The following is a 23945-nucleotide window of genomic DNA, read 5'->3' as shown; positions in this document are numbered from 1 at the left end:
CGTGTCCAGAGGAGTTTTCGTTGACCACCGCCCCCGCCCGCACCACCACCGTTCCGGTCCCGACCCAGTCCATCTACCAGACCCGGGTCGCGGACTACTGGAACGCCGAGGAGAATCCGGTCAACCTCGAACTCGGCAGGATCGACGACCTGTACCACCATCACTACGGCATCGGTGAGGCCGACCGGTCGGTGCTGGAGGAGCCCGACCCCGAGCTGCGCAAGGAGCGCATCACCAGCGAGCTGCACCGGCTGGAGCACGCCCAGGCGGAGCTGCTCGCCTCCCACCTCGGCCCGCTCACGCCCACCGACCGGGTCTTCGACGCCGGCTGCGGCCGGGGCGGCGGCAGCATCGTCGCGAACCTGCGCCACGGCTGCCACGCCGACGGCGTCACCATCTCGGCCAAGCAGTGCGACTTCGCCAACGAGATGGCCCGCAAGCGGGGCGTCGACGACAAGGTGCGCTACCACCACCGCAACATGCTGGACACGGGCTTCGAGACGGGTGCGTACGCGGCCTCGTGGAACAACGAGTCCACGATGTACGTCGAGCTGGAGCTGCTGTTCGCCGAGCACGCCCGGCTGCTGCGCCGCGGCGGACGGTATGTGACGGTCACCGGCTGCTACAACGACACCTACGGCCGGGCCTCGCGCGAGGTGTCGCTGATCAACGCGCACTACATCTGCGACATCCACCCGAGGTCGGAGTACTTCCGGTCGATGGCGAAGAACCGGCTGGTGCCGGTCCATGTGGAGGACCTGACCGCGGCGACGATCCCGTACTGGGAACTGCGCAAGCAGGCCGACCATCTGGTGACGGGTATCGAGGACGCCTTCCTGGACGCCTACCGCAACGGCAGCTTCCAGTACCTGCTGATCGTGGCCGACCGGGTCTGATCCCGAGCCGGCGAGGCGGGGCGCCGAGGTTGACCCCGGCGCCCCGCCGAGCTGGTCGTACGGCTGCCGCCCTACTCCCCCGCGTACGCCTTCTCCAGGGCGGCGACGTCCAGCTTTCCCATGCTCATCATGGCGGTGGCGACGCGGGCCGCCCGCTGCGGGTCCGAGTCGTTCAGGAGGCCGGTCATCCGGTCGTAGACGACCTGCCAGGAGACGCCGTACCGGTCCTTGAGCCAGCCGCAGGGGCCGGGCTCGCCGCCGCCCTCGGTGAGCCTGGTCCAGTAGGAGTCGATCTCTTCCTGGTCGGCACAGAAGATCTGGAAGGAGATCGACTCGTTGAACGTGAACTGGGGGCCGCCGTTGAGGGCGATGAACTTCTGGCCGTTGGCCGTGAACTCGACCACCAGCACCGATCCGGCCGGGCCGGGCCCTGCTTCGGTGTGGCGGGTGACGTGGCCGATGGACGAGTTCTTGAAGACCGACACGTAGAACTCGGCGGCTTCCTCGGCCTTGCCGTCGAACCAGAGACAGGTGGTGAAACCGTCGGTGGTCATGAGTACCTCCTGGGCGGGGAACGCGGTCATCAGTACCGACCGTTCCGCACGGCGAAACTCATCGGCCGGGACGGTGCCGGTCAGGCCGCCAGGCAGAGCACGTTGGACGGGCGGTGCGGTACGGCGGCCGGACGGCGCTGCGGGTGCGTGCGCCGCGTGAGCTCGCCGTGTGCCAACGACAGCAGGTCACCCAGGCCCAGTCCGAGGGCGTGCGCGGCGGCCGCGAGGACCTCCGAGGAGGCCTCCTTGCGGCCCCGCTCGATCTCGGAGAGGTAGGGCAGCGAGATCCGGGCCGTGTCGGCCACGTCCTTCAGCGTGCGGTCCTGCGCCCGCCGCTCGCGCCGCAGCACCTCTCCGACCAGATCACGCCAGAGGGGCTCTTTGCCCTCCCCCTCCGTCGGTTCCGTCCCGGGCGCCTGCGGGCGGACGGGTGCGGGCCGCAGCGGGATCACTCGGGCTTCGTCGCTCACCTGGTTCGTCACCCACGTCAGCCTAGGAGCCGCAGGCCGCGGGGCAAGGGCTCGGCGTTGCGCCCTGAGGGAAACCGGCTCAGCGCCTGAGCACGAACCGGGCACGCACCCGCTTGCCGACGGGGACGCGCTCGGCCGTGACCTCCACGGCCAGGGCGTCCACGATCTCCAGGCCGTGCCGTCCGACTCGTGCCGGGTCCCTGGGGTAGCGGTGGGGCAGCGCCGAGCTGCTGTCGTAGACGCACACCGTGATCGCGCTGTCCGTGCCCTCCAGCTCCAGGATGTAGGGGCCGTTGCTGTGCCGCTCGGCGTTGGTGACCAGTTCGCTCACGAGCAGGAGCAGTTCACCGTCGGCGCCGCGGTCGGGCGCGGCGCACCACTCGGTCTTCAGCTGCTCCAGGAACCGGGCCGCGAAGGCGCGCGCCTCCGCTATGGAGCCGGGTTCACCGGTGTAGTGCTCGGCGCGCCGCAGCGGTTCCACGGGTACATCGAAACCAGTCGGTATCACGTCCCCGCCCACGTACTCGGTCATGCTGTCTCTCTCGAATGCCGGGTCCGGCCTTTCGTCCGTTGCACCGGTCCTGCTACCCCGAGCCGGGCGCGGCAGTCCCCCGAAGCGTTCGCCGAGCGCGTGGCGATGCTCACCCTCAGGACGGGCTCGGGGAGAGTGATCCCGGCCCGGCGGAGGGGGACGAGGAGGGCGACCCGGCCGGCGACGACTCCGGCGACGCACCGGAGGCGGGCGGAGACGACGACGGAGAGGGTGACGGAGAGGTCGTCGGGGAGGTCGTCGAGGACGTACCCGGCGACGTAGGAGGCGAAGCGGGGGACGCGGAAGACGTGGGGGAGGCGGACGGCGAGGACGACGTCGGCGACGGGGGCGCGCTCGACACGGACACGGACGGGGACGGGGACGGGGTCGACGGGCTCGGCCTGCCGGATGGGGACGGGCAGTGCTGCGCGCCGGGCGGGCACGACGGCGACGGTGACGGCGGCGGGTTCCAGGGGTGCGGGTCCTTCGGCGGCGCGGTGTGCCGGTCGTGGTGCCAGCCCTGGTCGCCGTGCGGGCGGTGGATCCAGTCGTCGTGGTGGGGGTCGTACAGCACGAAGACGTCGACGACCGTCGGCGCGGGCGTCACGACGACCACGTTCGAGGACCGGTACGCCGGCCAGCGCGAGCCCACCAGCCGGGGCGTGTTCTTCTCGGCGACCGGCGAGGTCAGCGGATTGCCGCAGGCACAGCGCACCCGGGGCACACCATGGCTGTCCACCAGCACGGCGGTGCCCGCCTGGAGCACGGACTGGTAGCTGGTGGCGGCGCCGTCGCGGTAGCCGTGGTTGGTGACGCGGGTGTCGACGCGCAGCTGGACCGGGGTGAGCGAGCGCAGATAGGCGGGTACGCCGGCCGGCCGGACGCCGGCCACGGAGGCGAACGCCCTGGTCTTGGCCGCGTCCGTCTGGAGGGCCCTGACCTGCTGCTCGACGTCGCAGGCGGCGACGTTCCGGGTGCCGCCGTACAGTCCGGGCGCCCCGCCCTGCACCCCCCGGACCGCGCCCGCCGGAGCGGAGGGCACGGCGGATGCGGAGGCGGGGGGCGGGACAGAACTCCGCTCGGCCGTCGAAGCCGTGAAGGGATCCTGCCCGGCGCTGGCGGCCGGCTGGAGGAAGACCTCGCCGCCCTTCGCGGACGAGCCGCCACCCGAACGGGTGAACACGACGGCGAGCACCACGGCGGCGACCACGACGGCGCTGAGGGCGCTGAGAGCGCCGATGCGCGGTATCGACTTCCACCACGGCCCGTGCGGCTCCTTGGGTCCGCCGACGCCCCCCGAGGGCCCGGCGGGCGGGCCGGAGGGCGGCTGGGAGGAGCCCGACAAGGGGCCGGGGGGCGGGCCGGAGGGGCGGTCCGAGGACGGAGGTTCGACGCTCACGAGCACCTCTTCCCGGCGCAGTTCCGTCTGGTGCCTTCAGTTCGTTTCGGCTGCGCATTGAGCCCATTGTGTGTCGCAGAGTCACGGCGGTCGCAAGCCGACGGGCGGGACGCGCGGCCGCTGCTTAGCGTGAACGGTGTGAGCCCTCCGACCACCCCCGCGCGGCCCGTCGCCCGCCACGGCTGGGCGCAGGCCCTCGGCGCGATGCTGACCGGACTGGCCGTCATGGCACTCGTGGCGGCACTGGGGCTGTGGGCGGCCGGTGCGGCGGATCTGCCGGACGGCGCGTTCCCGAGGGTGGTGGTCGCGACCCTGGCGACGGCCGTCGGCGGCAGCGTCGAACTGTCCGGCAACGCGGGGGTGCTGGCGGAGAGCCACGCCGGGCTGACCGTGATCCCGCTGTCGGTGACGCTCGTCGGTGCCCTGGTGATCGGGGCGGGCTTTCTGCGCCCGCTGCGGCACCGGGCGGTGGCCTCGGCCGCGGAACTGGCCGGCTGGGCGGCGCGGCTCGCGGTGCTGTGGCTGCTGGCGCTGATCGGGCTGGCCCTCGGTGCCCGGCAGACCTTCGCGGTCGACGTGGGCAGCGGCACCCTCAGCGATCTGGCCGGGCTGTTCAACGCCGCGCCGAAGGTCGGGTTCACCACGGACGTCCCGCTGACGGTGCTGTTCGGGCTGCTGTGGCTGGCCGGCGTGCTGCTGCTGGCGGTGCTGGTCGCGCGGGGGGCTCCGCTGCCGGGGCGGCTGCTGCGCTTCCAGGAGTCGGTACGCCCGGCGGCGCACGCGATGGTCGTGCTGCTGCTCGGCTACGTCGTCCTCGGCCTCGTCATCGCGCTGATCACCGCGGCCACCCGCGGGCACGTCGCCGCGACCCTGGCGCTGATCCTGCTCGGCCTGCCCAACCTGGTCTGGATGGCCCTCACCGTCGGTCTGGGCGCCACCTGGGACGGCCGGGTGGACGGACCGTTCGGGCTGCCGGCGCCGCATGTCCTGGACGTGCTGCTGCGCACCCCGGGCGGCTCGGAACTGAATCTGCGCACGCTCACCGCCCACGACGGCCGCTGGTGGTGGCTGGCGGTCGTGGACGCGGTCCTGCTGCTGGCTGTCGCGTTCCGGATGGCGGCGCGCTCACCGGCCCGGATCCGGCTGTGGCAGCACGCCCTGCACCTGGCCGTCGCACTGGCGCTGGCCGTGCTGATGATCTGCCTGACGGGCCGTGTCTCGGCGCACTACGGGCTGTCCCTGCTCGGCATCGGCAACCTCGGCGGCGGGCTGTCCGGCGAGCTGTTTCTTGAGCCGCGGCTCTGGCAAGCGGTGGGCCTGGGCGCCCTGTGGGGCCTGGTCGCCGGGCTGCTGGGCGGGCTGCTGGCGCTGCCGGTGCGCCGGCGGGGCGAGGTCGGTGAGCCGCCTGCGCCGTGAGTTGCTCCTAGCGCCCCCCGTCACGCACGTCCCCCTTCGCTCACGCCGGGAACACCGGCTCGGCCCAGTGCGGGGGCCGCGGAGCATCGGTGACCGTGCGGTCGGGGGCCGGGCGCGGCTCCGTCGCGGGCGCCCGGGGGCCGTCGGCCGGCGGCCGCGCGGCGGTGACCGTGGTGGCCGCCGCGGCCCGCAGCGCGGCGACGAAGTCGAGGCAGGTGTCGTACCGCTCGTCCGGGCTCTTGGCGAGGGCCCGGGCGAGGACGGCGTCGACCGCCGGGGCGAGGCCGGGGCGGGCCGCGCTCGGTGGAGGCGGTTCGTCGTACTGGTGGGCCCACAGCAGCGCCATGTCGTCCTCGCGCCGGAAGGGCGGGCGGCCGGCGAGGGTCTCGTAGACGACGCAGGCCAGCCCGTAGACGTCGCAGCGGCCGTCGACGGGGCGGCCGGAGATCTGTTCGGGCGCGACGTAGTCGAGGGTGCCGACGAACTGGCCGACGCTGGTGAAACCGGTCAGGGACAGCGACTTCTTGGTGAGCCCGAAGTCGGTGAGGTACACGTGCTCGGGGTGGTCGCGGTCGGTGCCCTCGGCGATCAGGATGTTGCCGGGCTTGACGTCCCGGTGGACCAGGCCGTGTTCGTGGGCGGCGTCGAGGGCGGAGGCCGCCTGTCCGGCGATGCGGACGGCGTCCGGCACCGGCAGCGCGCCGTGGGCGTCCAGCAGATGGCGCAGGTCGCTGCCGGAGACGTACCGCATGGCGATGTAGAGCACCCCGTCCGTCTCGCCGGCGTCGAAGACGGGCACGATGTGCGGGTGGTCGATCGCGGCGGCCACCTGGGACTCGTGGGTGAACCGTTTGCGGAAGGTGTCGTTGCGGGCGAGTTCGGGCGCGAGCAGTTTCAGGGCGACCGTGCGGTCCAGTCGCAGGTCGTGGGCGCGGAAGACGACGGCCATGCCGCCGCGCCCGACCTCGCTCTCGACCCGGTAGTTCGCCACCGTCCGGCCGATCAGTTCCGCGGGCCGGCCGGAGAACAGGCTGGTCTCGCGGTCCATCAGGGCTCACCGTCGGGCGTCACCAGCCGGGTCGGGGCGTGTCCGGGCCCGTTGTCGCCGGTGACCGCGCGGTCGGTGGCGTAGGTGGTCAGCCGCCGGCCGTCGCCGTACATCCAGCGGCTCTCCTCGGGGTCGTAGAGCCAGACGGCCTCGCCGTCGACGACGATCCCGATCCGCAGGCCGCGGGTGCGGTCCGTGAACTCCTCGCCGGCGAGGGAGCCGGCTGCCAGCTCGTCCACGGCGCAGCGGTAGGCGGCGAGGGCCTCGGTGACGCGGGCCAGCAGGGGCCGGGGGTCGGCGGCGCCGGGCGGGCCGTCGGCGACGGGCGGGTCCTCGGGTACGGCGACGAGCCCGCGCCCGTCGACCCAGGCGGCCCAGCCGTTGGCGCAGCCGATGTGCGCCCAGTCGCCGCGCCGCTCCAGGAGCTGGACCGGCAGCAGGGGGTCGAGGGGCACGGTGGGCCGGGCCGGGTCGGGGGCCTCCCAGGCGGGCATGCCGCGCGGCGGGACGACGTGCGTGGGCCGGAATCCGGGACCGGGCGCTCCGCTCATCGGGCGCCTCCTTCCGCGTGGGGGTCGTGCTGCTTGCGGGTGCGGGTCGTCGTGCCGTACGTCCGCCTGCGCGTGCCGCTACTTCCGCATCACGGCCGGCTCCTGCCGGCGCAGCAGCCGGGCGACGGCGAGGCCGCACAGGGTGGACAGCACCAGCAGCATGGCCAGGTCGAGCAGCCAGGTGCCCGGCGTGTGCCGGAAGAGCGGGTCGGCGGTCAGGTCGCCGGGGACGAGCCGGGACAGCCCGACCGTCCCGGCCATGGCGCCGAGCGCCCAGCGCGAGGGCACGAGCCAGGACAGCTGCTCCAGACCGGGCACGCCGTGGAGCGTGAGCAGGGCCCCGCAGAAGACGACCTGGACGATGGCGAGGAGCACCAGCAGCGGCATCGTCACCTCCTCCTTGCGCACCAGCGCGGAGACGAGCAGGCCGAGCATCATGGCGGTGAACGCGAGCAGGGCGACGGCCAGGGTGATCTCGGCGAGCGGCGGCAGCAGTACGCCCTTGCCGCCGGGGGCGTCGAGGTCGACGCCGAGCAGGGCGACCAGGGTAAGGACGACGGCCTGCGCGACGGTGACCGTGCCGAGCACCACGATCTTGGACAGCAGGTACGCCGATCTGGGCAGGCCGACGGCGCGTTCGCGCCGGTAGACGGGGCGTTCCTTGACGAGTTCGCGCACCGCGTTCGCGGCGCCGGTCAGCACGGCGCCGACACACAGGATGAGCAGCGTGTTCATCGCCGTGTCCGGGGTGAGGCGCCCGCCTGCCAGGGCGCGCGCCATGGCGCCCATGACGAACGGCAGGGCGGTCATGACGACCAGGAAGGTGCGGTCGGCGCTCAGCACGGCCGTGTAGCGGCGGACCAGGGTGCCGAGCTGGGCGCCCCAGCCGCGTGGCCGGGGCGGCGGTGCCGGGGGGACGGGGGCCGGTCCGGGGTGGTGGGGCTGGGTCGTGGCGTCGGTGACGTAGTGCCGGTGGAACGGCGATGCGCGGTACTGCCCGGCCCAGTCGCGGTCCGGCTCGCGGTCGAAGGCCTCGAAGGCCTCCGGCCACTGCTCGTGGCCGAGGAAGGCGAGGGCGTCGTCGGGCAGGCCGTAGTACGCCACTCTGCCGCCGGGGGCGAGGACCAGCAGGCGGTCGCAGAGGCCGAGGCTGAGCACGCTGTGGGTGACCACGACGACCGTGCGGCCGTCGTCGGCGAGGCCGCGCAGCATGGTCATCACCGAGCGGTCCATGCCGGGGTCGAGCCCGGAGGTCGGCTCGTCGAGGAAGAGCAGCGAGGGTTTGGTGAGCAGTTCCAGGGCGACGCTGACCCGCTTGCGCTGTCCGCCGGAGAGGCGGTGCACGGGCTGGTCGGCGCGGTGTTCGAGGCCGAGCTCCCGGATGACCTCGGTCACCCGGGCCTGTCGCTCGGCGGGGGCGGTGTCCTCGGGGAAGCGCAGTTCGGCGGCGTAGGTGAGGGCGGCGCGCACGGTGAGCTGGGGGTGCAGGATGTCGTCCTGCGGGACCAGGCCGATGCGCCCGCGCAGTTCGGCGTAGTCGCGGTAGAGGTCGCGGCCGTCGTAGAGGACGGTGCCGCGGTCGGCGGGCCGCTGTCCGGTCAGGGCGTTCAGCAGGGTGGACTTGCCGGCGCCGCTCGGTCCGACCACGGCGAGCAGGCACTTCTCGCCCACCGGGAAGGACACGTGGTCCAGGAGCACCGTGCGCCCGCCGTCGACGGTGACGGTGAGTTCCTGCACGTCGAGGGAGACCTCGCCGGTGTCGACGTACTCCTGGAGTTCCGTGCCGACGAGGCAGAACGCGGAGTGTCCGATGCCAATGATGTCGCCGGGGCCGACGCGGGCGCGGGTGACCGGCCGGCCGTTGAGGTACGTGCCGTTGTGGCTGTCCAGGTCGGCGATCTCGTACGTGCCGTCCGGGCGGGCGCGCAGTTCGGCGTGCCGGCGGGAGACGGTCAGGTCGTCCACCACCAGGTCGTTGTCGGGGGCCCGGCCGATGCGGACCGTGCGCGGGGGCAGCGGGCGGACGCTGGTGGGGCGGCGGAAGGTGCCGGTGAGCCGGGGCTGCGATACGGCGCAGGGGCGGTCGGGGGCGGGTTCCGGGGTGTCGGCGGGCACCGCGCGGGGGCCGTCGGCGGGGCTGCCGAAGCGGATCTCGCTGCCGGGGCGGACGGCCCAGCGGTCGATCCTGCGGCCGTCGGCGTAGGTGCCGTTGGTGCTGTGCTGGTCGGCCAGGGTCCAGTGATCGTGGTCGCAGCGCAGCACGGCGTGGTGCCACGAGACCCGGGCATCGTCGAAGACGATGTCGCTCAACGGGTCGCGTCCGACGTGGTAGTCGCGTCCCGGGCTCATCACCGTGGAGCCCGTGTCGGTCTCCAGGACGAGTTCGGACGCCGTCGGGGCGACCGGCCGCTCCGCCATGGTCAGAATTCTACCGATTGGCCCCGCTATGGGCCTCCCCGCCCACTCCGCTTCTTCGCCCAGGACCCCATGGACACGTGTCAGGCGACGGGCACGACGAGGGCGGGCAGGGTGCGCTGCATCCGGAGCGCGTCGACGGACTCGGCGAGCAGCTCGTACTCGGTGGTGTCGTCGCTGGCGGCGATCCGCACCAGCCGGCCGCCCGCCAGCTCGTCGGCCACCTGCTCCTGCCGGACGTCGTCGGCGCACCAGGCACGCAGCAGCGCGGGCACGTCGGCGACCGTCTCGGCGACGGGCACCAGCGCGCCCACGGGGAAGGAGGCGTCCTCGGGGCTCGGGTCGAGCCGCTCGGCGATCCAGGACGCCCGGTCCCGTAACCACCACAGGGCGAGGGCCAGTGTCGGCGCGCGATAGGTGCCGAGCGGTACGCCGATGCGCCGGCCGTCGCACATGCCGTACGCCGTGACATGGCACAGGAATTCGTCGTGCACGTCTCACTCCCCCGTCGCCTCGCTGGTGTGCCGGCCGAAGCCCCGCCTTCCCGTCCGGCTCCTGTGCGGTGAAGTGCCCCTGACGTTCGAGTATCGCCTCTCCCGAAACACTGTCACCATGCCTTTCCGGCCAGCCTGTTGGCATATTCGGTGCCCGTTCTGGCCGGAATGCGCCGAGGTGCGCGCGGCCCCCGGGCATTACCGGAGAGGTAATCGACCCGCCCCGCAGGCCTCAGGCAAGGTGGTCACACCGGATCGGCGGAACCCAGGATCCGGGCCCGACCAGCACTGACGACCTCGATGGAGGCTGATTCACCATGTCCGCGAACACCGACCGTTACGAGACCGCGGCCGCCCGTTACTTCGAGGCCTGGAACGCCACCGAGCCGGAGGCGCTGAAGAAGGCGGTCGCCGCCGCGTGGACCGCGGACGGCGGTTACACCGACCCGCTCGCCGACGTCCGCGGCCACGAGGGCGTCGCGGCCGTGATCGCCGCCGCCCACGAGCAGTTCCCGGGGTTCGTCTTCCGCCCGCTCGGCACGGTGGACGGCCACCACGACACCGCGCGCTTCGGCTGGGAGCTGGTGAGCGAGGACGGTGCGGCACCGGTCGCCGGGTTCGACGTGGTCACCCTGGACGAGGAGGGCCGCATCCGGCAGGTGCTGGGCTTCCTGGACCGGGTGCCGCAGGGCGCCTGACGCCCCGGCCGACGACCGGACCGCCGGCGTCGCGGCGGCCTCGGCCGGCCCACGGCCCGAGCGAGGGGCTGTCCTTCCGTCCCGCTTCCCCCACACTGAGTGGCATGCACCTGCGCATCGAAGGCCACACCCTGCCCGGCCGCGCCTGCGGGAGCGGGCCGGACTTCCCGGGGGCCGGCGGGATCGAGGTGGCGGTCCAGCGCAAGGACCGGCCGGCCGAGCTGCTCGATCCGCAGCCCGGCGACGCCCCGACGGCGACATGGACGCTTCCGTGCACGTTCACCGCCGACGGCGAGCTGCGCGGCCCGTACGTGCAGAACCGGCTCGGCGGACGCTTCGTCTATCTCTCCTGGGTCGGCAGGCAGCCGCAGGAGGAGGCGTCCCGGATGTTCCGGCGCGCCAAGCTGATGCTCGCGGACGTGCCGCCCGAGGTGCTCGCCGAGGCGCGGCGGCGCGGCACGCTCGTGGGCCGGCTCGCCCTCACCGATGCCAGGGGCCGTCCGGTGTGCGGGCGGGTGGTGCCCCCGGCGGTGGTGTGGAGCGCGGGCGAGCCGGCGGGCACGTGAGCTTCCGTCCCGCTGCCCTACGGCGTGGCTACGGACGGACGATCGCGTCGATCCGGGCCAGTTCCTCCGTGTCGAAGTCCAGGTTCCGGATCGCGCCGACGCTGTCCTCGACCTGCTGCGCGCTGCTCGCGCCGACCAGCGCGGAGGTGACCCGGCCGCCGCGCAGCACCCAGGCCAGGGCGAGCTGGGCCAGGGTCTGGCCGCGGGACTTCGCGATCTCGTCCAGGGCGCGCAGCCGCGCGACGAGGTCCTCGGTCACGGCGTCGGAGTTCAGGAAGGGGCTGTCGCTCGCGGCGCGGGAGCCCTCGGGGATGCCGTCGAGGTAGCGGCCGGTGAGCAGGCCCTGCTCCAGCGGGGAGTAGGCGATGGAGCCGACCCGGAGCTCGTCCAGGGCGTCGAGCAGGCCCTCGTCCTCGGGGCGCCGGTCGAGCATCGAGTAGCGCGGCTGGTGGATGAGGAGCGGGGTGCCGAGGCCGGCCAGGATGCGGGCGGCCTCGCGGGTCTGCTCGGCGGAGTAGTTGGAGACGCCGACGTAGAGTGCCTTGCCCTGCTGCACCGCCGAGTGCAGCGCGCCCATCGTCTCCTCCAGCGGAGTCTCCGGGTCGGGGCGGTGCGAGTAGAAGACGTCGACGTACTCCAGGCCCATCCGCTTCAGGCTCTGGTCGAGCGAGGAGAGCAGGTACTTGCGCGAACCCCATTCGCCGTACGGGCCGGGCCACATGAGATAGCCGGCCTTGGTGGAGATCACCAGCTCGTCGCGGTACGGCGCGAAGTCGGCCGTCAGGGCCTCGCCTAGCGCGGACTCGGCGGCGCCGGGCGGCGGGCCGTAGTTGTTGGCGAGGTCGAAGTGGGTGATGCCGAGGTCGAAGGCGCGGCGCAGGATGGCGCGCTGGGCCTCGACGGGCCGGTCCGGGCCGAAGTTGTGCCACAGGCCGAGGGACAGCGCGGGGAGCTTGAGCCCGCTGCGTCCGGTGCGCCGGTAGGGCATGTCGTCGTAGCGGTCGGGGTGTGCGGTGTGCAACGCGACTCCAGAGGGGTGGGCACAGGGTCTGCCAGGGCCACTCTCGCGCGCACCACACGCAGCGGTCCAACGGGAGAATCCGATGGAATTGTGCGACTAGGCTTCTCAATCATGGAACTGCGCCAACTCCAGCACTTCGTCGCGGTCGCCGAGGACCAGCACTTCACCCGGGCCGCCGAGCGCCTGATGGTGTCCCAGTCGGGGCTGTCGGCCTCGATCCGGGCGCTGGAGCGGGAGCTGCGGGCGCCGCTGTTCGTGCGGACCACGCGCCGGGTGACGCTCACCGAGGCGGGACGGGCGCTGCTCGCGGAGGCCGAGCGGATCCTGGCGCAGGTGCGCTCGGCGCACGAGGCGGTGGCGGCGGTGCAGGGCGTGCTGCGCGGCACGCTGGCGCTCGGCACCGAGCAGTGCATCGCCGGGGTGCACGTGGCGCGGCTTCTGGCGGGCTTCCGGGGGCGGCATCCGGACGTGGAGATCCGGCTACGGCAGGCGGGCTCGGGCGCCCTGGCCGAGGAGGTCACGGCCGGGCGGCTGGACCTGGCCTTCGCCTACCGCACGCAGGCGGACTCCGATCAGCTGCGTTCGGTGGCGCTGACGAGCGAGCCGATGACCGTGCTGTGCCATCCCGGCCACCGGCTGGCGTCGGCGGGCGCGGCACTCACGCCGGAGGACCTGGCCGGGGAGGTCTTCGTCGACTTCCATCCGGACTGGGGCCCGCGCCGTGCGACCGACGCCGCGTTCGCCGCCGCGGGCGTACGGCGCACGGTCGCGCTGGAGGTCAACGACGTGCACAGCCTGCTGGACCTGGTGGACGAGAACCTGGGGATCGCGGTCGTACCCCGGCACTTCCGGCACAAGCGGCCCGCGCTCACGGCGCTCCCGCTGAAGGGCACGGACGAGGCGGCGTACGAGACGGTCGCCCTGCTGCCGCCGGACCGCGCCACCAGCCCCGCCGCCCGCGCGCTGGTCACCCTCCTCGAAACCGGAGGCGGGACAGGGGGGTTTGCACCACCCCAGGAGGGGCCCCAGGCCTCCTGATCCGGGCCGCCCGCCGCAGCAGACTCAAGACCGTCGGCATACCGATGACGACTGACGGCGGTCCAGGGAGACATGTCATGGCGGAACACACACGGCGGACCGTGCTGCGCGGCACCGCGGGGCTCGCGGCGGCGGGCGCGCTCGTGGGCACGGGAACGGAGGCGAGCGCCGTATCGGCAAGCCCTGCAAGAGAGTTGACGAAACGTCACTACCCCTTCCTGGAAGGGGTGTTCGCGCCCGTCACCGAGGAGCTGACGGCCTTCGACCTGCCGGTCACCGGCCGCGTCCCACGCGAGCTGAACGGCCGCTTCCTGCGCAACGGCCCCAACGTGCTCGGCCTGGAGGATCCCCGGGCCCACCACTGGATGCTCGGCGACGGCATGGTGCACGGGGTACGGCTGCGCGGCGGCAGGGCCGAGTGGTACCGGAACCGCTGGGTGCGTTCCTCGCAGGTCGCGCGGAAGCTCGGCGAGTCGTACCCCGGCCCGGTGCCCCCGGAGGACTTCGCCTGCAACACGCACGTCGTCCCGTACCGCGGGCGGATCCTCGCGCTGCAGGAGAGCGGCCCGCTGCCCTACGAACTCGACGGCGAGCTGGGCACGGTGGGCACGTACGACTTCGGGGGCACGCTGCGGGGCGCCTTCGCGGCGCACACCAAGTACGACGCGGTCGCGGACGAGTTGCACGCGATCGCCTACCACCCCGACTGGGACCACGTCCGGCACCTGGTCGTGGACGGCACCGGCCGGGTCGCCCGGACACACCGGATCCCGGTGGCGGGCGCGCCGATGATGCACGACTTCGCACTGACCGAGCGGTACGTCGTCGTCTTCGACCTGCCGGTCACCTTCGACGCGGCGACGGCCGGACGCGGCGCCCCGGTGCCGTACGTCTGGAACCGGAAGCACCCGACCCAGGTGGGCGTCATGCCGCGTACGGGCGGCCCGGTGCGCTGGTTCGGCATCGATCCGGTCTTCTACTCGCACACCCTCAACGCCTATGACGAGGGTGAGTCCGTGGTGATCGACATGATGGCCTATCCGGCGCCCTTCCACGTCGCCGGGCGCGGCTCGGACGGGCCGTACGACGCGCGCACGGCCAGGCTGGAGCGCTGGACCGTGGACCTGCGCCGCGGGCGGGTGCGGCAGCGGGTGCTGGACGACCGGCCACAGGAGTTCCCGCGGGTCAACGAGGCGCTCGTGGCCCGGCGGCACCGCTACGGCTACACGGCGGCGGCCGCGGGGATGACCGCCGCGTATCTGACGCCGGACGGTGGCACCCCGCCCGACGACGCCTTCTCCGACGCCCTGGTCAAGCACGACCTGCTGCGCGGCACGACCGAGGTGCACCGGCTGCCGAGGGGCGCGGCGGCGGGCGAGGCCGTGTTCGTCCCGCGCGATCCGGACGACCCACGGGCGGCCGAGGACGACGGGTACGCCCTCGCCTACGTCCACGACCCGGACCGGGGCCTGGCCGACCTGGTGATCCTCGCGGCACAGGACTTCACCGGCGAGCCGGTGGCGCGGATCCAGCTGCCGGGGCGGGTGCCGCTGGGCTTCCACGGAAGCTGGATTCCGGACGCGTGAGGGCGCCGGATGCGCGATCGTGGACCGTATGCATGCCAAGGACATCCTCATCGACGGCTACGGCCGCATCCAGGAAGAAGTCCACGCCGCCCTCGACGGCCTCGGACCGGACGAGCTGAACCACCGTCCGGCGCCCGCCGTCAACTCCATCGCCTGGCTGGTCTGGCACCTGACCCGGGTCCAGGACGACCACGTCGCCGACGCCTTCGACCTGGAGCAGGTCTGGCTCGCCGACGGCTGGCAGAAACGCTTCGGCCTCGATCTGCCGCCCCGCGACCACGGCTACGGGCACACCCCGGCCAAGGTCGCCGAGGTGCGGGTCGACTCCGCGGACCTGCTGACCGGGTACTACGACGCCGTCCACGAGCAGACCCTCGGGGCGCTCAAGGGGCTCGCCGCCAAGGATCTGGAACGGGTCGTGGACGAGGGCTGGGATCCCCCGGTGACGCTGGGGGTCCGCCTGGTGAGCGTCCTGTCCGACGATCTCCAGCACGTCGGACAGGCCGCCTACCTCAGGGGGCTGCTTCAGAGCGCGGCCGCGTAACCCGGCAGGACCACGTCCTCGATGAGGGCCGTGCGCTCGTCGAACGGGATGAACGCGCTCTTGAGGGCGTTCACCGTGACCGTGCGCAGGTCCTCGACGGTCCAGCCGGCCTCCTCGACCAGCAGGGACATCTCCCGGGTCATCGTCGTCCCCGACACCAGGCGGTTGTCGGTGTTGAGGGTGACCCGGAAGCCGAGGTCCTTCAGGGCCGTGATCGGGTGCTCGGCTATCGAGGTGGCGCAGCCGGTCTGGAGGTTGGAGGTGGGGCACATCTCCAGCGCGATCCGGCGGTCGCGCACCCAGGAGGCGAGCCGGCCGAGCTTGCCGGCCGCGAGGTCGGGGATGTCCTCGGTGAGGCGGACGCCGTGGCCGATGCGCTGGGCGCCGCACACCTGGACGGCCTGGTGGATGCTGGGCAGGCCGTGCGCCTCGCCGGCGTGGATGGTGAACGGCACGTTCTCGCGGCGCAGGTGCTCGAAGGCGGCCAGGTGGTCGGCGGGCGGGAAGCCGTCCTCGGCGCCCGCGATGTCGAAGCCGACGACCCCGGCGTCCCGGTAGGCGACGGCCAGGTCGGCGGCCTCGCGGACCCGGTCGAACATCCGCATGCCGCAGAGCAGGGTGCCGACGCGGACGGGGGTACCGGCGGCGGCCGCCTTGGCCATGCCGGCGGCGAGGCCCTCCTGGACGGTCTCCACGACCTCGGCGAGCGACAGCCCGCCCTTGGTGTTCAGCTCGGGGGCGTAGCGCACCTCGGCGTAGACGACACCGTCGGCGGCGAGGTCCAGCACGTACTCCTCGGCGGTGCGCAGCAGGCCCTCGCGGGACTGCATGACGGCGAGGGTGTGCTCGAAGGTGGCGATGTAGCGGACCAGGTCACCGGAGTTGGCGGCGTCGAAGTACCAGGCGGCCAGTTCGTCGGGGTCGGTGGTGGGCAGGGTGTGACCGATCTCCGCCGCGAGTTCGACGACGGTGGCGGGGCGCAGGCCGCCGTCGAGGTGGTCGTGCAGCACGGCCTTGGGGAGCCGGCGGAGGGTCTCGGTGTCGATGCGGGGCACGGTCATGGCAGGGCGTTCCTCGGCGAGTGGTTCGGCGGTGATCAGGTGGCGGGCTGGAGCAGGTCCCAGCGGTTGCCGTACAGGTCCTGGAAGACGGCGACGGTGCCGTACGGCTCGCGCCGCGGGTCCTCCAGGAAGGTCACTCCGGCCGCGGTCATGCGGGCGTGGTCGCGGGCGAAGTCGTCGGTGTGCAGGAAGAAGCCGACCCGGCCGCCGGTCTGGTCGCCGACGCGGGCGCGCTGGTCCTCGCCCTTGGCGCGGGCGAGCAGCAGACCGGTGCCGGCTCCGGCAGCGCCGGGCTGCACCACGACCCAGCGGGAGCCGTCGGGGCGCGGGGCGTCCTCGGCGAGACGGAAGCCGAGGGCCTCGGTGTAGAAGCGGATGGCCTCGTCGTAGTCGTCGACAACGAGGGTGACCAGGGCGACGCGGCGCATCGGGACCTTCCGGCGGGGGGTGGTTAGCGGGTGAGGTTATACGTAAAACTTCGCGGGCGCCAGTCCCGTTCTACGCGCGTTGCAGTGAGGGTGTTCCCCGTGCGTTGCCGCAGGGCTGCCCCGGAGTGTCGGCCGCTGGTCCGGGTCAGGGCGTCTCGTCGCCCTGGGCGATCTCCACACGGTGGTGGAAGTCGGCCGTTCCGGCCACCGAGGCCGCGCAGGAGACCGCGGTGCAGGCGAGGAGGAGGGCCACGATCGTACGGCCCGTGCGCGGAGCACGCGGGGCGGCCAGCAGGGCCTGGACGCGCTGCGGTACGGGACCGGAGGTCGCGGCGGCCACGAAGTCGGGGCGCTCGGTGCGCGTGGAGTTCCCGGCGAGGGCCGCGCGGGCGATGGCGCGGGCGATCAGCTTCCGGTCGCCGACCCGGGCCGCGGCGGCCTCGTCGGCGGCGCGCTCGGCGGCGAGGCGGATCGACTCGCGGACGGGGCGCAGGGCCGGGTGGCAGTGCGCGGCGAGTTCGGCGGCGGCGAGGAAGTAGTGGTGGCCGCCGTCGTTGTGCGCCCGCTCGTGCGCGAACAGCGCCTCGCGCTCGGCGCCGTCCAGGCTGCGCAGCATCGCGGTGGTGACGACGATGCGGTGCGGGCGGCCCGGCAGCGCGTAGGCGTCCGGGCGGGACGAGTCCACCACGCACAGGTCGCCCGCGGCGGGGCCGCGCCGGGCCTGCGAGCGCGCGACACGGAAGGCGCGGGTCTGCCGGAGCACGGAGCGGACCAGGGTCCAGGCACACACGGCGAGCACGCCGACGGAGGTCGCGGCGGCCGGCAGGACGACGAGGTCCGAGGCGGTGCGCAGCGGGCGGACCAGTTCGCCGAGCGCGGCGAAGAGCGGCACCTTGAACAGCCCGATCAGGACGAACGAGCCGAGCGCGGCGAGCGAGCAGCCGGCGAGGACGACGGCACAGGCGGTGAGGGCCCACAGCGCGACGACCGGGGTCAGCCGGCCCAGGGCCCGGCGGGCCAGGGCCGGCAGGGCGAAGGGCAGCAGCAGGGGCAGCAGGAGCAGTGCGGTCATCGTTCGTCGGGTTCGAGCAGGTCCCGCAGGACACGTTCGTCGTCGGGGCTGAGCTGGGCGACGAACCGGGCGAGCACGGTCTCGCGGTCGGTGTCGCGGTCCAGCTCGCTGTGCATACGGCGGGCGGTGAGCCCCTGGGCGTCCTGCACGTCCCGGACCGGGACGTAGGCGAAACCGCGCCCCTGGCGGTACCGCTCCACGACCCCCTTGTCGTGCAGCCGGGTGAGGATCGTCGTCACGGTCGTCCGCGCCAGGTCCGCGCCGAGGCGCGACTGGACCTGGCCGGGCGTCTGCGGCCCTCCGGCGGCCCACAGCGTGGCCATGACACTCGCCTCGAGTTCACCGGCCGGCCGGCGTTCGTCCTTCGCCTCGGTCATGGAACGTTCCTCACCCCGTCTACGTCTGCGGCCAGGGAATCCGTCTACACGATGGTAGTCAACCCCGCCTTCGTACGGCCCGAGCGCCCGTCTTGTCCCGTATTTGCACGTTATGGGTGGACCCGGGGCGGCCGGGGCGGACCCCCGCCCAAGGCGCCCCGCCTCGGTGTTGCGCTCATGTCAGCTCGCGCCGGTGCGCACCCCGGCGTGCAGAACGTCCAGCCGCGCCATCTCGTCCGCCTTCAGGCGCAGCGCCCCCGCGGCCACGTTCTCCGTGAGGTGGCCGGGGTTGCCCGTGCCGGGGATGGCGAGGACGTGCGGGCCCTGGTGGAGGGTCCAGGCGATGCGGATCTGGGCGGGAGTCGCGCCGTGGGCGCGGGCGATGGCGCGCACCTCCTCGTCGTGGGTGTCGGCCGCCGCGTGGGCGCCCGCTGCTCCGGCGACGGCGTAGAAGGGGACGAACGCGATGCCGAGCTCGCCGCACAGGCGGAGCATCTCGTCGTCGACGGGTTCGGGCCGGTCCAGCGCGTAGCGGTTCTGGACGCTGACCACCGGGGCGATCTCCAGGGCCTCGGTGAGGTGGCGCGGCTCGACGCCGGAGATGCCGAGGTGGCGGACGAGTCCGGCCGTGCGCAGTTCGGCGAGTGCGCCGAAGTGCTCGGCGACGGAGTCCTGGCGCATCCGGCGCAGGTAGACGAGGTCGAGGTGGTCGCGGCCGAGCTGGCGCAGGTTCTCCTCGACGTGGCCGCGCAGTTGGTCGGGCCGGGCCGAGGTGCCCCACTCTCCGTGGTAGTCGCGGAAGGGACCGACCTTGGTGGCGATGACCAGGTCGTCGGCGTACGGCGCGAGGGCGGTGTTGATGAGTTCGTTGGCGGAGCGGGTGGCCGAGAAGTAGAAGGCGGCGGTGTCGATGTGGTTCACGCCCAGCTCCACGGCCCGGCGCAGTACGGACAGCGAGCACTCCCGGCTGCGGGGAGTGCCCAGGTGGAAGGCGGCGCTGCCCGTCAGCCGCATGGCTCCGAAGCCGATGCGGTGGACGGGCAGATCGCCGAGCCGGACGGTACCGGAGGCTTCCGCGGTGATCGTTTCAGCGGTCATCCGGCGGAGTGTCGCACATCCGGCCGTCCACGCAAGCGAATTAGCCGTGTCCCTCGTCGTGGTGCAGCCGATCACGGTCTGCCGGCTCCGCATCGGAGCCGTCCGGTGCCTGCCACCGCGGGCTTCCTGGCGATCGCCGCTAAGCGCTCCGCTGGAAGTGCCGCGATGTGCCGTCGGTCATCCGCGGGTCCGTCGTGGCCGGTCGCGCCCGCGCGGCGGAGCCGCATATCGATGGAGCCCCGCGCCCCTTCGGGGCGCCGCCGAACCGCACCGGACTTCACCGGACCCGCTTCGCCACGGCTCGGTGAGCCCCAACAGCGCCTCCAGGGAGGGCGATTCGATCCGTGACCCGGGCATTCCGCCACCTTGATCGGCTACACCACAAGAAGGGACACCATCGCGAACTCGGGCAGGGCGGACGCCCGGGACCGGCTCAGCCGAGCGGCTTGTCCAGGACCGCCTTGCGGTGACTGAACGTCTCGATGGAGTAGCGGCCGTGGTAGTTGCCCATGCCGCTCTCCCCCACGCCGCCGAACGGCAGGTCGGAGACGGTGAGATGGGCGAGGGGAAGGCCGTAGCCGAGGCCGCCGGAGGAGGTCTCGGCGGCGATGCGCCCACGCGTGCGCTCGGACTCGCTGAAGACGTACAGCGCGAGCGGCTTGTCGCGGTCGTTGATGAAGGCGATCGCCTCGTCCGGGCCGGACACGGTGACGATCGGCAGGATCGGGCCGAAGATCTCCTCCTGCATGACCGCCGACGCCGGGTCGACGTCCGCGAGGACGGTCGGGGCGATGTACTTGGCCGTACGGTCGCTCGCGCCGCCCACCACCACCCGGCCCGAGCCGAGCAGCCCCGACAGCCGGTCGAAGTGGCGCTCGTTGACGATACGGCCGTACTCCGGGGACTTCGCGGGGTCGGTGCCGAACAGCGCCTCGACCGCCCGCACCAGCCTGGCCTCCAGGGCGGCGGCGGTCTCCGGGTCTGTCAGCACGTAGTCGGGGGCGACGCAGGTCTGCCCGGCGTTGAGGAACTTGCCGCGGGCGAGCCGGTCCGCGACCACGTCCAGGTCGGTGTCGCGGTCCACGAACACCGGGGACTTGCCGCCGAGTTCGAGGGTGACCGGGGTGAGGTGCTCGGCGGCCGCGCGCATCACGATGCGGCCGACGGTGCCGTTGCCGGTGTAGAAGATGTGGTCGAAGCGCTCGGCGAGCAGGGCCGTGGTCTCCGGGACGCCGCCCTCGACCACGGCGACGGCATCGGTGTCGAGGTAGGCCGGGATCAGCTCGGCGAGGGCGGCCGAGGTGGCCGGTGCCAGCTCGCTCGGCTTGACGACCACCGCGTTGCCGGAGGCCAGCGCGCCGACCATGGGGGCGAGCAGCAGCTGCGCCGGGTAGTTCCAGGGGGCGATGACGAGGACGATGCCCAGCGGGTCGTACTGCGTCCAGGCCGTCGCGTCGGCGCCGAGGTGGGCCGGGACGGGCGCGGGCTCGGGGCGCAGCCAGTCGGCGAGGTGGTCCAGGGTGTGGTCGATCTCGCGGATCGTGAAGTCGATCTCGGTGCGATAGGCCTCGGTGCCGCTCTTGCCGAGGTCGGCGTGGAGGGCGGCGGCGAGGTCGGCGCCGCGTTCCGTGAGCAACGCGCGCAGGCGGCGCAGCTGCTCGGTGCGCCAGTCGACGGGCTTGGTGCGGCCGGTGGCGAAGGTGGCGCGCAGCCGGGCCACGATGTCGGCGGGCTGCTCGATGGCGGAGTGGTTCACGGATGCCTCGCTGGTGGTGCCGGGCGGTTACGGCCCGAGCCTAGGACTCGTTGGATGTAGTTGCCAACCTTTCAGGTCCTCAAGTTAATTCCTCCCGGCAGAAGTGATCACGCTCACACGCCGAGGTCACCCCCCGCGCTCGCTGGCTCGCCGTCGAGCTGCTCGTCCGCGAGGCCGGGCGGGTGGACCAGCAGGGGTGCCCGCGAGCCGCATCGCGACGGTGAAGCGGTGGGGACTGCTCGCCGTGGCGGCACCCGTCGCGTACGGCGGCTCCGGCGCGCCGCCCGCGGTGCGCCCGGGCGGCGAGCAGGCCCCAAGTGACCGCGGTGGAGACCTCGTTCTGTTCCGTCGTCATGAACCAACAGTCCGGCAGGACCCGTTGGTCCAGTTGATCAGCTCGTGAACGGCACCTGCGCCGGTGGCACGGACGTGCGGTCGTCGGGGTGCGTCCATAGTCCCTGGGCGGCGAGCCGGGGCAGCACGCCCTCGCCGAACCAGTACGCCTCCTCCAGATGCGGATAGCCGGAGAGGACGAACTCGTCGATGCCGAGCGCGTGGTACTCCTTGATCCGCTCCGCGACCTCGTCGTGGCTGCCGACCAGGGCCGTGCCCGCGCCGCCGCGCACCAGGCCGATGCCGGCCCACAGGTTCGGATGGATCTCCAGGCTCTCCCGGCTGCCGCCGTGCAGCGCGAGCATGCGCTGCTGGCCCTCGGACTCGCTGCGCGCGAGCCCCGCCTGCACGGCCCGGACGGTCTCCGGGTCGAAGCCGTCGAGCAGCCGGTCCGCCTCGGCCCAGGCCTTGGCGGCGGTGTCCCGGGTGATGACGTGCAGGCGGATGCCGAAGCGCGGGGTACGGCCGTGCTCGGCGGCCAGCGCGCGGATCCAGGCGACCTTCGCGGCGACCTGGGCGGGCGGCTCGCCCCAGGTCAGGTACACGTCGGCGTACCTGGCCGCGACCTCCCCGGCGGCGGGCGAGGACCCGCCGAAGTACACCTCGGGCACGGGGTCGGGCAGCCGGCTGAGCCTCGCGTCCTCGACGCGCAGGAACTCGCCGTCCAGGTCGACGCTCTTGCCGTCCCACAACTGCCGCACGATGTGCAGGAATTCGCCGGTACGACGGTAACGGGCGTCCTTGTCGAGGAAGTCGCCGTAGGCCCGCTGTTCGTGGCTCTCGCCGCCGGTGACGACGTTGAGCAGCAGCCGGCCGCCGCTCTGCCGCTGGAAGGTGGACGCCATCTGCGCGGCGAGCGTCGGCGAGACGGAGCCGGGCCGGAAGGCGACCAGGAACTTCAGCCGCTCGGAGTTCTGGCTGACCATGGCGGTGGTCAGCCACGCGTCCTCGCACCAGGCGCCGGTCGGGGTGAGCGCGGCGGCGAAGCCGAGCTGCTCGGCGGCCCGGGTGATCTGGCTCAGGTAGGCGACGGTGGGCGGCCGGTCCTGACCCGACACGGTCGCCGGGCTGCCGTGGCCGCCGCCGACGACATGGCGGCTGTCGCCGTTGGTGGGCAGGAACCAGTGGAAGGTGAGGGACACGTGGGTCTCCGTTCTCGAGTGTCCGTCGCAGCGGGCCGTGGCCCGTCAGTCGGGTGCGGGTGTCGCCTCAATCCCCCTGCGGATTGGGAAGGTTGAGGTGGTCGGGCAGTCCGTCGGGCCGGGGTTCCAGGCGGGCACGGATGTCCTGCACGCGCCGGGTGCCCGTTGCCGTTGCCGTTGCCGTTGCCGGAGGATCTCCGCGAGGGTGCCCATGGCGCCGTTCGGCGTCGTCGGGGACGACGTGTGCGGCGGTCATGGGACGGCTCAGCTCGCGGCCGCCAGCAGCGGGGTCCGGCCGAGGGCGGCGGAGAACTGGTCCACCACCTGCCCGAGCGCCTCGGCGGTGGCCGGAGCGACGGTCAGCGAGCCGTCCTCGCGCACGGTGATGTCCTTGTCGAGGGTGAACCATCCCTGGACTATGTGGGCGGCACCCATGGAGTTCAGCACCGGGCGCAGCGCGTAGTCGATGGCGAGGACATGAGCGGTGGAGCCTCCGGTGGCCAGCGGCAGCACGGTCTTACCGGTGAGCGCGTACTGCGGGAGCAGGTCGAGGAGCGCTTTGAGCACACCGGAGTACGACGCCTTGTAGATGGGCGTGCCGATCAGGACGCCGTCGGCGCGGGCGAACTGTTCGGCGGCCCGGACGATGGCCGGGTGGCACACGTCGGCGCCGAGCAGGGCCTCGGCCGGCAGGGTGCGGACGTCGAGCGCGATCACCTCGTGCCCGTAGGCGGTCAGCCGCTGGTCCAGGTGGCGCAGCAGGCGGCCGGTGCGGGAGGTGGCGGAAGGGCTGCCGGAGACGGACAGAACGGTGGCCATGCGTGCCTCGTTTCTGGGTGCGCCGGGCGCCCGTGCGGGGACGGGCGCCCGAGAGAAGGCGGTCAGAAGTACCAGGTGGGTTGGGGCAGTTCGCCCTCCAGGGCCCAGCGGCCGACCTCGCGTCGCTTGTGGGCGACAGGGGCGCGCCATCGAATTGCAGGGGTGCCGCGGGCACGCCGAATTCAGGCGCGCACGCGATCCCCGCACATGGCGCGGGCGCACTTCAACGAATATGCGGGCACGGTGAATTCAGACGAGAAAGAGGAGAGGAAAAGAAGAAACCGCGGCGGATCGCAGAGGGAGATCAGGCCGCGGCGCGACAGGAGGCGCTGGAGACACGCGCGAGGTCGACATGGCGTCGCCGCGTGAGGTCCAGTCGCATCGTCATGTCATCGATCGTGGCAGCCGTCGGCGACAGCCGTCAAGGAGAACCCGACCGGTCTCGTATCGCGGACCATTGAATTTCGCGAAGGTGCGACAGGAAAACCCTTGAACCGGCTCCAGCCGACCCCGCGCTCTTCGGCGGGCACGGGAACTGGCCGCGGGCTGACCGGCGAACCGGCTTTCAGAG

The 23945-nt window shown here is 73.0% G+C and carries 25 protein-coding genes; 7 read left to right on the top strand and 18 right to left on the bottom strand.

Annotation, left to right across the window (positions count from 1 at the left end; all coding sequences use genetic code 11):
* Window positions 1-20 precede the first annotated feature (20 nt).
* Entirely contained in the window at window positions 21-896 is an 876-nt protein-coding gene (locus BIV25_RS33525; RefSeq protein WP_071376259.1) for a geranyl diphosphate 2-C-methyltransferase, read from the top strand.
* Between the two features lie 71 nt (window positions 897-967).
* On the opposite strand, the gene BIV25_RS33520 is transcribed toward BIV25_RS33525, so the two are convergent.
* The 4 genes from BIV25_RS33520 to BIV25_RS33505 form a co-directional block, all read right to left on the bottom strand.
* A complete protein-coding gene (locus BIV25_RS33520; protein WP_071376276.1) occupies window positions 968-1450 on the bottom strand; it encodes a VOC family protein in 483 nt (160 codons plus the stop codon).
* A gap of 80 nt (window positions 1451-1530) precedes the next feature.
* Window positions 1531-1932 carry a helix-turn-helix domain-containing protein gene (locus tag BIV25_RS33515; RefSeq protein ID WP_071376258.1) on the bottom strand — a complete coding sequence of 134 codons (402 nt, stop codon included), beginning with the start codon at window positions 1930-1932 and terminating at the stop codon, window positions 1531-1533.
* 67 nt (window positions 1933-1999) lie between these two features.
* The gene (locus BIV25_RS33510; RefSeq protein WP_071376257.1) at window positions 2000-2452 is read right to left on the bottom strand and encodes an ATP-binding protein; all 453 of its coding nucleotides are present in this window, start codon (window positions 2450-2452) and stop codon (window positions 2000-2002) included.
* Between the two features lie 115 nt (window positions 2453-2567).
* Window positions 2568-3851 carry a DUF6777 domain-containing protein gene (locus BIV25_RS33505; protein ID WP_071376275.1) on the bottom strand — a complete coding sequence of 428 codons (1284 nt, stop codon included), beginning with the start codon at window positions 3849-3851 and terminating at the stop codon, window positions 2568-2570.
* Window positions 3852-3989: 138 nt separating this feature from the next.
* On the opposite strand from BIV25_RS33505, the gene BIV25_RS33500 reads away from it, so the two are divergent.
* Window positions 3990-5267, top strand: coding sequence for a streptophobe family protein (locus BIV25_RS33500; protein WP_071376274.1), 1278 nt, complete (start codon window positions 3990-3992; stop codon window positions 5265-5267).
* Window positions 5268-5307: 40 nt separating this feature from the next.
* On the opposite strand, the gene BIV25_RS33495 is transcribed toward BIV25_RS33500, so the two are convergent.
* From BIV25_RS33495 to BIV25_RS33480, 4 genes are all read right to left on the bottom strand, one after another.
* On the bottom strand, window positions 5308-6315 hold the full coding sequence (locus BIV25_RS33495; RefSeq protein ID WP_071376256.1) for a serine/threonine-protein kinase: 1008 nt from the start codon (window positions 6313-6315) through the stop codon (window positions 5308-5310).
* Window positions 6315-6866 (bottom strand): hypothetical protein, encoded by a 552-nt coding sequence (locus BIV25_RS33490; RefSeq protein ID WP_071376255.1) that lies wholly within the window; start codon window positions 6864-6866, stop codon window positions 6315-6317. Before BIV25_RS33490 ends, BIV25_RS33495 begins: the two co-directional genes overlap by 1 nt.
* A 78-nt stretch (window positions 6867-6944) precedes the next feature.
* The gene (locus BIV25_RS33485; protein ID WP_071376254.1) at window positions 6945-9284 is read right to left on the bottom strand and encodes an FHA domain-containing protein; all 2340 of its coding nucleotides are present in this window, start codon (window positions 9282-9284) and stop codon (window positions 6945-6947) included.
* 80 nt (window positions 9285-9364) lie between these two features.
* Entirely contained in the window at window positions 9365-9775 is a 411-nt protein-coding gene (locus BIV25_RS33480; protein WP_071376253.1) for a hypothetical protein, read from the bottom strand.
* 317 nt (window positions 9776-10092) lie between these two features.
* Here BIV25_RS33480 and BIV25_RS33475 point away from each other — a divergent pair, with 317 nt between their 5' ends.
* Window positions 10093-10473, top strand: a complete 381-nt coding sequence (locus tag BIV25_RS33475; protein WP_071376252.1) for a nuclear transport factor 2 family protein — start codon at window positions 10093-10095, stop codon at window positions 10471-10473.
* Window positions 10474-10577: 104 nt separating this feature from the next.
* Window positions 10578-11039: a DUF5990 family protein gene (locus BIV25_RS33470; protein ID WP_071376251.1), complete on the top strand. Its 462-nt coding sequence runs from the start codon at window positions 10578-10580 to the stop codon at window positions 11037-11039.
* A gap of 28 nt (window positions 11040-11067) precedes the next feature.
* Here BIV25_RS33470 and mgrA read toward each other — a convergent pair whose 3' ends face one another.
* Entirely contained in the window at window positions 11068-12060 is a 993-nt protein-coding gene (gene mgrA / locus BIV25_RS33465; RefSeq protein WP_071376250.1) for an L-glyceraldehyde 3-phosphate reductase, read from the bottom strand.
* 111 nt (window positions 12061-12171) lie between these two features.
* Here mgrA and BIV25_RS33460 point away from each other — a divergent pair, with 111 nt between their 5' ends.
* The 3 genes from BIV25_RS33460 (at window position 12172) to BIV25_RS33450 (ending at window position 15228) form a co-directional block, all read left to right on the top strand.
* Window positions 12172-13098, top strand: a complete 927-nt coding sequence (locus tag BIV25_RS33460) for a LysR family transcriptional regulator (protein ID WP_071376249.1) — start codon at window positions 12172-12174, stop codon at window positions 13096-13098.
* A 77-nt stretch (window positions 13099-13175) separates the two neighbouring features.
* Window positions 13176-14684 carry a carotenoid oxygenase family protein gene (locus tag BIV25_RS33455; RefSeq protein WP_071376248.1) on the top strand — a complete coding sequence of 503 codons (1509 nt, stop codon included), beginning with the start codon at window positions 13176-13178 and terminating at the stop codon, window positions 14682-14684.
* Window positions 14685-14712: 28 nt separating this feature from the next.
* Window positions 14713-15228 carry a DUF664 domain-containing protein gene (locus BIV25_RS33450; protein WP_071376247.1) on the top strand — a complete coding sequence of 172 codons (516 nt, stop codon included), beginning with the start codon at window positions 14713-14715 and terminating at the stop codon, window positions 15226-15228.
* Here BIV25_RS33450 and BIV25_RS33445 read toward each other — a convergent pair.
* The 9 genes from BIV25_RS33445 to BIV25_RS54660 all read right to left on the bottom strand — a co-directional run bounded on the left by BIV25_RS33445 (window position 15210) and on the right by BIV25_RS54660 (window position 23756).
* Complete coding sequence (locus BIV25_RS33445) at window positions 15210-16289, bottom strand: adenosine deaminase (RefSeq protein WP_071376246.1); 1080 nt, start codon at window positions 16287-16289, stop codon at window positions 15210-15212. The genes BIV25_RS33450 and BIV25_RS33445 overlap by 19 nt on opposite strands.
* Window positions 16290-16324: 35 nt before the next feature.
* Complete coding sequence (locus BIV25_RS33440) at window positions 16325-16717, bottom strand: VOC family protein (protein WP_071376245.1); 393 nt, start codon at window positions 16715-16717, stop codon at window positions 16325-16327.
* A 145-nt stretch (window positions 16718-16862) separates the two neighbouring features.
* Complete coding sequence (locus BIV25_RS33435) at window positions 16863-17789, bottom strand: M48 family metalloprotease (protein WP_071376244.1); 927 nt, start codon at window positions 17787-17789, stop codon at window positions 16863-16865.
* Complete coding sequence (locus tag BIV25_RS33430; protein ID WP_071376243.1) at window positions 17786-18166, bottom strand: BlaI/MecI/CopY family transcriptional regulator; 381 nt, start codon at window positions 18164-18166, stop codon at window positions 17786-17788. The genes BIV25_RS33435 and BIV25_RS33430 overlap by 4 nt, the downstream gene beginning before the upstream one ends.
* A 180-nt stretch (window positions 18167-18346) precedes the next feature.
* Window positions 18347-19264, bottom strand: a complete 918-nt coding sequence (locus BIV25_RS33425) for an aldo/keto reductase (protein ID WP_071376242.1) — start codon at window positions 19262-19264, stop codon at window positions 18347-18349.
* 433 nt (window positions 19265-19697) lie between these two features.
* Window positions 19698-21020: an aldehyde dehydrogenase family protein gene (locus BIV25_RS33420; protein ID WP_071376241.1), complete on the bottom strand. Its 1323-nt coding sequence runs from the start codon at window positions 21018-21020 to the stop codon at window positions 19698-19700.
* 392 nt (window positions 21021-21412) lie between these two features.
* Window positions 21413-22555 (bottom strand): LLM class flavin-dependent oxidoreductase, encoded by a 1143-nt coding sequence (locus tag BIV25_RS33415; protein ID WP_071376240.1) that lies wholly within the window; start codon window positions 22553-22555, stop codon window positions 21413-21415.
* A 264-nt stretch (window positions 22556-22819) separates the two neighbouring features.
* Complete coding sequence (ssuE, locus tag BIV25_RS33410; protein WP_071376239.1) at window positions 22820-23374, bottom strand: NADPH-dependent FMN reductase; 555 nt, start codon at window positions 23372-23374, stop codon at window positions 22820-22822.
* Between the two features lie 304 nt (window positions 23375-23678).
* On the bottom strand, window positions 23679-23756 hold the full coding sequence (locus tag BIV25_RS54660; protein ID WP_351405193.1) for a putative leader peptide: 78 nt from the start codon (window positions 23754-23756) through the stop codon (window positions 23679-23681).
* Window positions 23757-23945 lie beyond the last annotated feature (189 nt).

It is taken from the genome of Streptomyces sp. MUSC 14 (genome assembly GCF_001866675.1).
Taxonomy (GTDB): domain Bacteria; phylum Actinomycetota; class Actinomycetes; order Streptomycetales; family Streptomycetaceae; genus Streptomyces.
Note: the sequence above shows the minus strand (reverse complement) of the source record. Positions and strands in the feature narration are given on the sequence as shown.

What these genes read in the sequence shown, in the direction of transcription:
- BIV25_RS33520 (WP_071376276.1), bottom strand. Translation starts at nt 1,450, where the DNA reads ATGACCACCGACGGTTTCACCACCTGTCTCTGGTTCGACGGCAAGGCC.
- BIV25_RS33510 (WP_071376257.1), bottom strand. Translation starts at nt 2,452, where the DNA reads ATGACCGAGTACGTGGGCGGGGACGTGATACCGACTGGTTTCGATGTA.
- BIV25_RS33495 (WP_071376256.1), bottom strand. Translation starts at nt 6,315, where the DNA reads ATGGACCGCGAGACCAGCCTGTTCTCCGGCCGGCCCGCGGAACTGATC.
- BIV25_RS33490 (WP_071376255.1), bottom strand. Translation starts at nt 6,866, where the DNA reads ATGAGCGGAGCGCCCGGTCCCGGATTCCGGCCCACGCACGTCGTCCCG.
- BIV25_RS33485 (WP_071376254.1), bottom strand. Translation starts at nt 9,284, where the DNA reads ATGGCGGAGCGGCCGGTCGCCCCGACGGCGTCCGAACTCGTCCTGGAG.
- BIV25_RS33475 (WP_071376252.1), top strand. Translation starts at nt 10,093, where the DNA reads ATGTCCGCGAACACCGACCGTTACGAGACCGCGGCCGCCCGTTACTTC.
- BIV25_RS33470 (WP_071376251.1), top strand. Translation starts at nt 10,578, where the DNA reads ATGCACCTGCGCATCGAAGGCCACACCCTGCCCGGCCGCGCCTGCGGG.
- BIV25_RS33460 (WP_071376249.1), top strand. Translation starts at nt 12,172, where the DNA reads ATGGAACTGCGCCAACTCCAGCACTTCGTCGCGGTCGCCGAGGACCAG.
- BIV25_RS33455 (WP_071376248.1), top strand. Translation starts at nt 13,176, where the DNA reads ATGGCGGAACACACACGGCGGACCGTGCTGCGCGGCACCGCGGGGCTC.
- BIV25_RS33450 (WP_071376247.1), top strand. Translation starts at nt 14,713, where the DNA reads ATGCATGCCAAGGACATCCTCATCGACGGCTACGGCCGCATCCAGGAA.
- BIV25_RS33445 (WP_071376246.1), bottom strand. Translation starts at nt 16,289, where the DNA reads ATGACCGTGCCCCGCATCGACACCGAGACCCTCCGCCGGCTCCCCAAG.
- BIV25_RS33440 (WP_071376245.1), bottom strand. Translation starts at nt 16,717, where the DNA reads ATGCGCCGCGTCGCCCTGGTCACCCTCGTTGTCGACGACTACGACGAG.
- BIV25_RS33435 (WP_071376244.1), bottom strand. Translation starts at nt 17,789, where the DNA reads ATGACCGCACTGCTCCTGCTGCCCCTGCTGCTGCCCTTCGCCCTGCCG.
- BIV25_RS33430 (WP_071376243.1), bottom strand. Translation starts at nt 18,166, where the DNA reads ATGACCGAGGCGAAGGACGAACGCCGGCCGGCCGGTGAACTCGAGGCG.
- BIV25_RS33425 (WP_071376242.1), bottom strand. Translation starts at nt 19,264, where the DNA reads ATGACCGCTGAAACGATCACCGCGGAAGCCTCCGGTACCGTCCGGCTC.
- ssuE (WP_071376239.1), bottom strand. Translation starts at nt 23,374, where the DNA reads ATGGCCACCGTTCTGTCCGTCTCCGGCAGCCCTTCCGCCACCTCCCGC.
- BIV25_RS54660 (WP_351405193.1), bottom strand. Translation starts at nt 23,756, where the DNA reads ATGCGACTGGACCTCACGCGGCGACGCCATGTCGACCTCGCGCGTGTC.